The organism is Pseudomonas sp. 2FE, assembly GCF_005503735.1.
Taxonomy (GTDB): Bacteria; Pseudomonadota; Gammaproteobacteria; order Pseudomonadales; family Pseudomonadaceae; genus Aquipseudomonas.
On sequence record NZ_SCMO01000002.1, the window covers coordinates 472,305 to 481,902 of the forward strand.

Annotated in this window: 8 protein-coding genes and 1 pseudogene; 4 read left to right on the forward strand and 5 right to left on the reverse strand. The window is 65.0% G+C overall.

Translation table 11 applies throughout. The annotated features are described in order from the left end of the window. Positions 1-52: 52 nt before the first annotated feature. On the reverse strand, positions 53-1,513 hold the full coding sequence (locus tag FFS12_RS07290) for a sodium:alanine symporter family protein (protein ID WP_137886219.1): 1,461 nt from the start codon (positions 1,511-1,513) through the stop codon (positions 53-55). A gap of 176 nt (positions 1,514-1,689) precedes the next feature. Continuing rightward, entirely contained in the window at positions 1,690-3,114 is a 1,425-nt protein-coding gene (locus FFS12_RS07295) for an aspartate ammonia-lyase (protein WP_137886220.1), read from the reverse strand. A 181-nt stretch (positions 3,115-3,295) separates the two neighbouring features. Here FFS12_RS07295 and FFS12_RS07300 point away from each other — a divergent pair, with 181 nt between their 5' ends. After that, on the forward strand, positions 3,296-4,210 hold the full coding sequence (locus FFS12_RS07300) for a LysR substrate-binding domain-containing protein (RefSeq protein ID WP_137886221.1): 915 nt from the start codon (positions 3,296-3,298) through the stop codon (positions 4,208-4,210). Between the two features lie 35 nt (positions 4,211-4,245). On the opposite strand, the gene adhP is transcribed toward FFS12_RS07300, so the two are convergent. Then, on the reverse strand, positions 4,246-5,268 hold the full coding sequence (gene adhP, locus FFS12_RS07305; protein WP_137886222.1) for an alcohol dehydrogenase AdhP: 1,023 nt from the start codon (positions 5,266-5,268) through the stop codon (positions 4,246-4,248). Between the two features lie 294 nt (positions 5,269-5,562). Between adhP and purE the strand changes: the two genes are divergently transcribed. From purE to FFS12_RS07320, 3 genes are all read left to right on the forward strand, one after another. After that, a complete protein-coding gene (purE, locus tag FFS12_RS07310) occupies positions 5,563-6,054 on the forward strand; it encodes a 5-(carboxyamino)imidazole ribonucleotide mutase (RefSeq protein WP_137886223.1) in 492 nt (163 codons plus the stop codon). A gap of 148 nt (positions 6,055-6,202) precedes the next feature. Beyond that, positions 6,203-7,288 carry a 5-(carboxyamino)imidazole ribonucleotide synthase gene (locus FFS12_RS07315; protein WP_137886224.1) on the forward strand — a complete coding sequence of 362 codons (1,086 nt, stop codon included), beginning with the start codon at positions 6,203-6,205 and terminating at the stop codon, positions 7,286-7,288. A gap of 92 nt (positions 7,289-7,380) precedes the next feature. Beyond that, a complete protein-coding gene (locus tag FFS12_RS07320) occupies positions 7,381-7,914 on the forward strand; it encodes a DUF3299 domain-containing protein (RefSeq protein ID WP_137886225.1) in 534 nt (177 codons plus the stop codon). Between the two features lie 131 nt (positions 7,915-8,045). On the opposite strand, the gene FFS12_RS07325 is transcribed toward FFS12_RS07320, so the two are convergent. Together FFS12_RS07325 and FFS12_RS07330 are read right to left on the reverse strand one after the other, a co-directional pair. Next, on the reverse strand, positions 8,046-9,158 hold the full coding sequence (locus tag FFS12_RS07325) for a CapA family protein (protein WP_137886226.1): 1,113 nt from the start codon (positions 9,156-9,158) through the stop codon (positions 8,046-8,048). A 224-nt stretch (positions 9,159-9,382) separates the two neighbouring features. Next, positions 9,383-9,598, reverse strand: a pseudogene (locus tag FFS12_RS07330) (peroxiredoxin); the annotation flags it as partial.

Below are 9,598 nucleotides of genomic sequence, written 5' to 3' on the forward strand. Positions count from 1 at the left end.
GGGCCTATGACACAACGAACGCCGCCCGGGCCAAGGCCCAGGCGGCGATAAGTCAACGCTGTTGCAGGGCGTTGACCGGCGGCTGGCTGGCCGCGCTGGGCCAGGCTGCCAGCGGCGCCAGGGGTGCCTCCGGCCAGGCGGCCGGGTCCAGGTCCAGATCGGCGAACTGGCGGGCGTCGAACACCGGGGTCTCCACGCCGGCCTTGCGCTGCTCGTCGTAGTCGCGCATCAGGCGCAGGCCAACCTTGATCAGCAGGGCCAGGGCGATCAGGTTGACGAAGGCCAGCAGGGTCATGGTGATGTCGGCGAAGGCGAACACGGTGCCGAGGTTCTGCAGCGAACCCCAGCAGATCAGCGCCAGCACCAGGCCGCGGTAGCTCAGCAGGGCGACACGGCTGCGGCCGATGAGGAACTGCAGGGCGTTCTCGCCGAGGTAGTAGTTGTAGAGGATGCAGGTGAAGACGAACAGGCTCAGCGCCACGCTGACGAAGATCCGGCCCCAGTCACCGACCACCGCGGCCAGGGAGTTCTGCGTGAGGACGATGCCGTCACCTTCGAAGCCCGGGGTGTAGAAGCCCGACAGCAGGATCAGCAGGGCGGTGCAGGTGCAGATGACGAAGGTGTCGAGGAACACACTGAACGCCTGCACCACGCCCTGGGCCACCGGGTGCTTGACCGCGGCGACGGCGGCCACATTCGGTGCGCTACCCAGGCCGGCTTCGTTGGCGAACACACCGCGCTTCACGCCCATGACTATGGCGCTGCCGAGCAGGCCGGCGAAGGCCGGTTCCAGGCCGAAGGCGCTCTTGACTATGGTCACCAGCATGCCCGGCACCAGCTCGATCTGAGTGGCGATCACGTACAGGGTCACGCCGATATAGGCCAGGGTCTTGACCGGCACCAGCAGGTCGGAGACCGCGGCGATGCGCTTGATCCCGCCGATGAACACCAGGCCCAGCAGCACGGCCAGGCCGATGCCGGTGTACTCGACCGGGAAGCCGAAGGCGTTCTCCAGCGAGTGGGTCACGGTGAAGGATTGCAGGCCGTTGAAGGCGAAGCCGTAGGTCACCAGCAGCAGCACGGCGAAGGTCATCGCCATCCAGCGCAGCTTGAGGCCGTGCTGGATGTAGTAGGCCGGGCCGCCGCGGTACAGGCCGTCGCCGTCGGCGCGCTTGTACAGCTGGGCCAGGGAGCATTCGAAGAAGCTGCTGGACATGCCGACCAGGGCGGTCACCCACATCCAGAACACCGCGCCCGGGCCGCCCAGGGTCACGGCGATGCCGACCCCAGCGATATTGCCGGCGCCGACCCGGCCGGCCAGGCTGAGCATCAGCGCCTGGAACGAGCTGAGCTGGCCGGCGCTGCCGCGGATGGAGTTCTTGAACACACTGAACATGTGGCCGAAATGGCGGAACTGGACGAAACGCGAGCGGATGGTGAAGTAGCTGCCCAGGCCGACGATCAGCACGATCAGCAGCTTGCCGGACAGGAAGTCGTTCAGAACCTCAAGCATGATGTATCCCTCTTTATTGTTATTGCGGGTGCGCCTAGAGCGGGAGCCGGGTTTCTGCGCCAGCAGGCATAAAAAAGGAGATGAGGGTTCGCCTCATCTCCTGAAAGGCGAGGGGAGAGTGATCCCCTTAGCCTGGTGAGCGTGCTCTGCGGTAGAGCCTGTATCTGTAGCTGGACTTAGGCCTTCAACGGCACCAGACGCGGCGCGATCATATTTTCCGGGCGCAGGATGTCGGCCAGGGTGGCCTCGTCCAGCAGGCCTTCTTCACGCACCAGTTCCAGCACGCCGCGGCCGCTTTCCAGGGCGACCTTGGCGATGCGGGTGGCGTTCTCGTAGCCGATATAGGGGTTCAGCGCGGTGACCAGGCCGATGGATTGCTCCACCTGCTGGCGGCAATGCGCTTCGTTGGCGCTGATGCCGTCGATGCAGTGCTCGCGCAGCATGTCCATGGCGCGGGTCAGCAGGCGGATCGAGTCGAGGATCTTGTAGGCGATCAGCGGCTCCATCACGTTCAGCTGCAGCTGGCCGCCTTCGGCCGCCATGGTCAGCGCCAGGTCGTTGCCTATGACTTCGAAGGCCACCTGGTTGACCGCTTCCGGGATCACCGGGTTGACCTTGCCGGGCATGATCGAGCTGCCCGGCTGACGCGCCGGCAGGTTGATCTCGTTGATCCCGGTGCGCGGGCCGCTGGACAGCAGGCGCAGGTCGTTGCAGATCTTCGACAGCTTGACCGCGGTGCGCTTGAGCATGCCGGAGAACAGCACGAAGGCGCCCATGTCCGAGGTGGCTTCGATCAGGTCGGCCGCCGCCACCACCGGGTGGTTGCTGATGATGGCCAGACGCTCGACCGCCCGCTTCTGATAGCCCGGGTCGGCGTTGATGCCGGTGCCGATCGCGGTGCCGCCCAGGTTGACTTCGGTGAGCAGCAGGGGCGCCAGGCGCTTCAGGTGTTGTAGGTCTTCGCCGAGGGTCACGGCGAAGGCGCGGAATTCCTGACCCAGGGTCATGGGCACGGCGTCCTGCAGCTGGGTGCGGCCCATCTTCAGCACGTGGCCGAACTCCAGGCCCTTGGCGGCGAACGACTGGATCAGCCGGTCCAGGGCGCCCAGCAGGCTGTCATGGCCGAGCAGCAGGCCGACGCGGATGGCGGTCGGGTAGGCGTCGTTGGTCGACTGCGCCATGTTCACGTCGTTGTTCGGGTGCAGGTGCTGGTACTCGCCTTTCTCAAAACCCATGGCTTCCAGGGCGATATTGGCGATCACCTCGTTGGCGTTCATATTGGTCGAGGTGCCGGCGCCGCCCTGGATCATGTCGACCACGAACTGCTCGTGGAACTCGCCCTGGATGATGCGGGCGCAGGCGGTGCTGATCGCGGTGTGCTTGGCGGCGGACAGGTGGCCCAGCTCGCGGTTGGCGTCGGCGGCGGCCTGTTTGACCATCGCCAGGGCGATCACCAGTTTCGGGTAATGCGACAGCGTCACACCGGAGAGGCGGAAGTTATGCACGGCACGCAGGGTCTGAATGCCGTAATAGGCTTCAGCCGGAACTTCGAGGGTGCCAAGCAGGTCTTTTTCGACGCGGAAGGATGCAGCAGCAGACATGATGTAAGTCATCTCAGGGTAGGCACGGACTAGGCCGCGATGCCGATTAGACTAGGCTTGAGCTTTTCATTCGGCCAATGCTGTTAAGCGCTGGCCCATACCGAATCGGCATAATGTCGGTGTGACGCTGCTTTGGTGGCGAGCGTATAGATCTCAGTGATAACGGCCGAGGAGGCCCCAGGTGAACCTCGAAATGAAATGGCTGGAGGACTTCAGTGCCCTGGCCGCGACCCATAGTTTTTCCCAGGCGGCCGAGAAGCGCTTCGTCACTCAGCCGGCCTTCAGCCGGCGGATTCGCAACCTGGAAGAAACCCTGGGGCTGACCCTGGTCAATCGCGCGCGCACGCCGGTGGAGCTGACCGAGGCCGGGCAATTGTTCCTGGTCACCGCGCGCAGCGTGATCGAGCAGCTCGGCGATGTGGTGCGCCACCTGCACCACCTGGAAGGGCAGCAGGGCGAGGTGTTGCAGTTCGCCGCCGCGCATTCGCTGGCGCTGGGCTTCTTCCCGCCGTGGATCGCACGCTTGCGCAGCGAGGGTCTGAATCTCGCCAGCCGCCTGGTGGCGACCAACGTCGGCGAGGCGGTGCATGCCCTGCGCGAAGGCGCCTGCGACCTGATTCTGGCCTTCTACGACCCGGACGCGTCCTTGCAGATGGACCCGGAAATTTTCCCCTCCCTGCACCTGGGGCGCACCGAGATGCTGCCGGTCTGCGCGGTGGCTGCCAATGGCCAGGCCTTGTTCGATCTGGAGAGCGGCCAGAGCGTGCCGCTGCTGGCTTACAGCGCGGGCGCCTTCCTTGGCCGGTCGGTGAATCTGCTGCTGCGCCAGCGGGGGCTGCGTTCGACCACGGTGTACGAGACGGCGATGGCCGATAGCCTGAAGAGCATGGCGTTGCAGGGCTTGGGGGTGGCCTGGGTGCCGCGCCTGAGCATCACCGCCGAACTGGCCCGCGGCGAGTTGGTGGAGTGCGGCGGCCCCCAGTGGCATGTGCCACTGGAGATTCGTCTGTACCGCTGCGCGCTGGTGCGCAAGGCGGCGGTGCGCCTGCTCTGGCGCAAGCTCGAGGGTGGGGCGGGGAGTGCCGAGCCAGTCTAGGATGGAGTTCGGCTGATGCCCGTCCGCCCTGGTGCCTACATCTCCAACACCACACGGCCCTCGATCTGACCGGCGCGCATCTGGTCGAGGATCTGGTTGATGTTCTCCAACTTATCGGTGTGGATGGTCGCCTTGACCAGGCCTTCGCCGGCGAACTCCAGGGCTTCTTGCAGATCCGCGCGGGTGCCGACGATGGAGCCGGTGATGCTCAGGCCCTTGAGCACCACATCGAAGATCGGTGTGGGGAAATCCCCCGGCGGCAGGCCGATCAGCACCACGGTACCGCCCCGGCGAGCCATGCCGATGCCCTGGCCGAAGGCGCTGTTGGAGACCGCGGTGATCAGTACGCCGTGGGCGCCGCCGATGTCGCGCTGGATCACCTCAACGGGATTTTCATTGCGGGCGTTGATGGTCAGGCTGGCGCCGAGCTTGCGTGCCAGGGCCAGCTTGGCGTCATCTACATCCACCGCCGCCACATGCAGGCCCATGGCGCGGGCATATTGCACGGCGACGTGGCCGAGGCCGCCGATGCCGGAAATCACCACCCACTGGCCAGCCCGTGCGCCGGTCTGCTTGAGGCCCTTGTAGACGGTGACGCCGGCGCAGAGGATCGGCGCGATCTCGGCAAATTCGACGTTTTTCGGCAGGATTCCCACGTAGTTAGGATCCGCCAACACGTACTCGGCGTAGCCGCCATTGATCGAATAGCCGGTGTTCTGCTGGCTTTCGCAGAGGGTTTCCCAGCCGCTCAGGCAGTATTCGCAGCAGCCGCAGGTGCTGTACAGCCAGGGTACGCCGACACGGTCGCCTTCCTTCACTCGGGTCACCCCGGCGCCGACGGCGGCGACGTAGCCCACCCCCTCATGGCCGGGAATGAATGGCAGGCTGGGCTTCACCGGCCAGTCGCCTTCGGCGGCATGCAGGTCAGTGTGGCAGACGCCGCAGGCCTTGATCTTCACTAGAATCTGCCCGGGGCCGGGCAGTGGGATTTTCACTTCTTCGAGCCGTAACGGTTGACCGAAGGCGTGGACGACTGCGGCCTGCATGGTCGTGGACATGGCGCGTTCCTCTTGAGGGGCACGGCGGGATTGTCCGCCGCTGTGGCTGTCGAACCTTGAGTCAAGATAACTTTTTAGCGCTTTGTCGGCTGTCGCGTGGGGCGCTGGACGGACGGTCACAGTGGATACTCGCCAGCCCAGGCTTTGCGCTATACTGCGCGGCCTTTGGCCGGTCTCACACCGGCCCTGGCCTTTCACACAGAAAGCATTCGCACACAAGCCACGCCTGGTCTCCAGCGTGGCTTGTTAGTTTTTGCCGCGCCTGCGGGCGCCCAATGAAGAAGAGGCACGACGATGAGCGCACTGGTTGGCGTGATCATGGGCTCCAAGTCCGATTGGTCCACCCTTAGCCACACCGCCGAAATGCTGGACAAACTGGGCATTCCCTACGAGGTCAAGGTGGTTTCTGCCCACCGCACCCCGGACTTGCTCTTCCAGTACGCTGAACAGGCGGACGTGCGCGGCATCCAGGTGATCATCGCCGGTGCCGGTGGCGCCGCCCACTTGCCGGGCATGTGCGCCGCCAAGACGCACCTGCCGGTGCTCGGCGTGCCGGTGCAGTCGTCGATGCTCTCGGGTGTCGATTCGCTGCTGTCGATCGTGCAGATGCCCGCGGGCATCCCGGTCGCCACCCTGGCCATCGGCAAGGCCGGCGCGGTCAATGCCGCACTGCTGGCGGCGAGCATCCTCGGCCACCAGCACCCGCAGTTCCATGCCGCGCTGAAGCAGTTCCGCACCGAGCAGACGGACAGCGTGCTGGACAATCCGGACCCGCGTGAGGCCTGAGAGCCCATTCCATTAGGGCTGCGATGCGGCGCAGTTGAGCGCCGTCCGCTGCTCGGAATGCTCATTTACTGTGTGTAAACTCCGCTTCCTGCGCTGCGTGCGTCGCTCAACTGCTTGGTCTCGCCACCTACTGAAAGGGGCTCTATAGATGAAAATTGGTGTAATCGGTGGCGGCCAGCTGGGTCGCATGTTGGCTCTGGCAGGCACTCCGCTGGGGATGAATTTCGCCTTTCTCGACCCGGCGCCGGATGCCTGCGCCGCCGCCCTCGGCGAGCATATCCGCGCCGACTACGGCGACCAGGATCACCTGCGGCAGTTGGCCGACGAAGTGGATCTGGTGACCTTCGAATTCGAGAACGTACCGGCGGAAACCGTGGCCTTCCTCTCGCAGTTCGTACCGGTCTATCCGAGCGCCGAAGCGCTACGCATCGCCCGCGACCGCTGGTTCGAAAAGAGCCTATTCAAGGAACTCGGCATCCCCACGCCGGAGTTTGCCGACATCCAGTCGCAAGCGGATCTCGACGCCGCCGCCGCCCGCATCGGCCTGCCGGCGGTGCTGAAGACCCGCACCCTCGGCTACGACGGCAAGGGCCAGAAAGTCCTGCGCAAAGCGGCCGATGTGACCGGCGCCTTCGCCGAGCTGGGCAGCGTGCCGTGCCTGCTCGAAGGCTTCGTACCCTTTAGCGGCGAAGTCTCGCTGGTCGCCGTGCGCGCCCGCGATGGCGAAACGCGTTTCTACCCGCTGGTGCACAACACCCACGAAAACGGCATCCTCTGCCTGTCCATCGCCAGCAGCGCGCATCCGTTGCAGGCGCTGGCGGAAGATTATGTCGGCCGGGTGCTGACCAAGCTCGACTACGTCGGCGTGCTGGCGTTCGAATTCTTCGAAGTCGACGGCGGCCTCAAAGCCAACGAAATTGCCCCGCGCGTGCACAACTCCGGGCACTGGACCATCGAAGGCGCCGAGTGCAGCCAGTTCGAAAACCATCTGCGCGCCGTCGCCGGCCTGCCGCTGGGCTCAACTGAAAAGGTCGGGGTAAGCGCCATGCTCAACTTCATCGGCGAAGTGCCGGACGTGGCCAAGGTGATCAGCATCGAGGATTGCCACCTGCACCACTACGGCAAGGCCTTCAAGGTGGGTCGCAAAGTCGGTCACGCCACCCTGCGCAGCGCCGACCGCGCCACGCTGGACCGGCAGATCACCGCCGTGGAAACGCTGATCGGCAAGGCTTGAGCCTGCTACGCCCTCTCCCGCCAGGGGGAGGGTGCTGGAACGGCGCAGCGCCTGCGCGCTAGTCTTACCCGGTCTTCATCTCGAGCCTTGTCATGCGCCGTTTGATCCTGATGACCCTGTTGCTGCTCAGCAGCCTTGCCCACGCCGAACTGCCGGAAACCGACTGGCTCGAGCTGCTGCCCGAGGCCGACCAGCAAGCCCTCGAGGCCATGCCGGAGATCAGCCACGACACGCCCGAGGCGAATGGCACCTTCAATGGCAAGGGTGGGCTAAAGCAGGAAAAGGGCTTGCCGGCAGTCATGTACTCGGCCAAGACCGTGCCCGCCCTGAACGGCAAACAGATCCGCCTCGGTGGCTACCCCGTGCCACTGGAAACCGACGGTCAAGGCCGCAGCACCCTGTTCTTCCTCGTCCCCTATCCCGGCGCCTGCATCCACGTCCCGCCACCGCCACCCAACCAACTGGTGCTGGTGCGCTACCCCAAAGGCTTGCAGCTGGACGACCTCTACACCCCGCTCTGGGTGAGCGGCACGCTGAAGGTCGAGCCGGTCAGCAATGATCTGGCCGATGCGGCCTATGCGCTGGAGGCGAGCCAGGTGCGGGTGGTGGTGGACGCCGATCTGTAGTCAGCCGACGACTCGGTTGCGCCGAGGGTCGTAGCTCTGTGTAAAACCCCATCGGCAAAAATCAACTCAGTCGGGGGGCCAAAAACCAACAGGCCCAGCGGCGGACAAGGGTTGGTCCTGTCCGGAGGCGCCTACCAACGCAACGCGAAGGCATTGTCCGCCCCCAACTGGATGCTGCTGCCCAGGCGCGCGCACTCGCGCGCAAGGGTGTCGTGCAGCCACTGACGGTCATCCCCTTCGGCGCGGCAGATGCGCAAGCGCCGGAGGCGGGTAGGGACCAGGTCGAGCGACTGCAGACGCCCGCCCGGGTCCAACGCGGCAAAGTACATGAGCCCCAGGTCGCCGCGAAAGGCACTGTGGCCCTCGATGCCTTCGTAATCGTTCAGCAGATCACCGCAGCCATAGAGAATCAGGTGTTCGCGGTACACCTCGAGGCCTTTGATGTGGTGCGAGGAATGCCCGTGCACCAGGTCAACCCCGGCCTCGTCGATCAAGGCATGGGCGAACCGGGTCTGCTCCTGTGAGATATCGAACCCCCAGTTGCCGCCCCAGTGAATGGAGGCGACCACCAGATCCCCCGGGCTTTTGCCCTCGAGAATTCGTTTGGCCACAGGGCGCAAGCTGTGCCTCGACAGATCCGCCAGCCACGCGACGCCCGCGTGCCTAGCCGTGGCGGCCCAGTCCGGCGGAATACCGCAGTCGGGCGTGCCGAGACCGAATACCAGCAAGCGCCGCCCGCCAGGTTGCGGCAGCACGGCAGGTGCTTCGGCAGATTGCCGGTCGCGCCCGGCGCCAGCGCTGCACATGCCGTTGCTCGCTAGCGTCTCCAGCGTATCGATCAGGCCGGCGGCCCCCCAGTCCAGCACATGGTTATTGGCCAGCACGCAGCAGTCGATGCCGGCTGCGCTGATGGCCGGGAAGTTCTCCGGGCTCATGCGGTAATTGATGCCCTTTGGCTCCGGTCGGCCGTGGCGCGACACCGCAGTTTCCAGATTGATGATGCGTACGTGTGGCTGGCGCAGTTCGAGCTCATCCAGCGCAGCGCCCCAGACATAGCTGAAGTCGACTGGACGGGGAATCGGGCCATTGAGTCTTTCTGCCAGCCGGACGTAAACGCCGGCATCCTTGACGTAGGACTCGTAAAGCCGCGGATCGCCAGGATGCGGCAGCACTGAGTCGATGCCGCGGGCGGTCATGACGTCGCCGGCGAGAAACAGCTTCAGCGTATCGGTAACAGCGGCCATGGGCGCCCTCCCGAATAGCCTGAATAACGTAAACCGGTGACAGCCCCCCGATTAGCTCACCGCCCCATCGCAACGATCATCACGCCTTAACTATAGCTAGCGAGTCTGCAGCCTCTTCAGGGTAGCCAGGGCCAGGCTAAAGGGGACGTACTCTTTGAGCGCGCCGGTGAGCATTGCCATGGGCAAGGGGCGCCTCGTGCGCCCCTTGCCCATGGCAATGCTCGTTACCTCGGCTGCGCCACCACGCGCAGATAGTGCTTCAGCGTCTTGAAGCCCTGCGGATATTTCTTCCTGGCCTCCTCGTCGGACACCGAAGTGGGGATGATCACGTCCTCGCCCGGTTTCCAGTTCACCGGGGTGGCGACCGTGTGCTTGGCGTTCAGTTGCAGCGAGTCGAGCAGGCGCAGGACTTCGTCGAAGTTGCGCCCGGCGCTCATCGG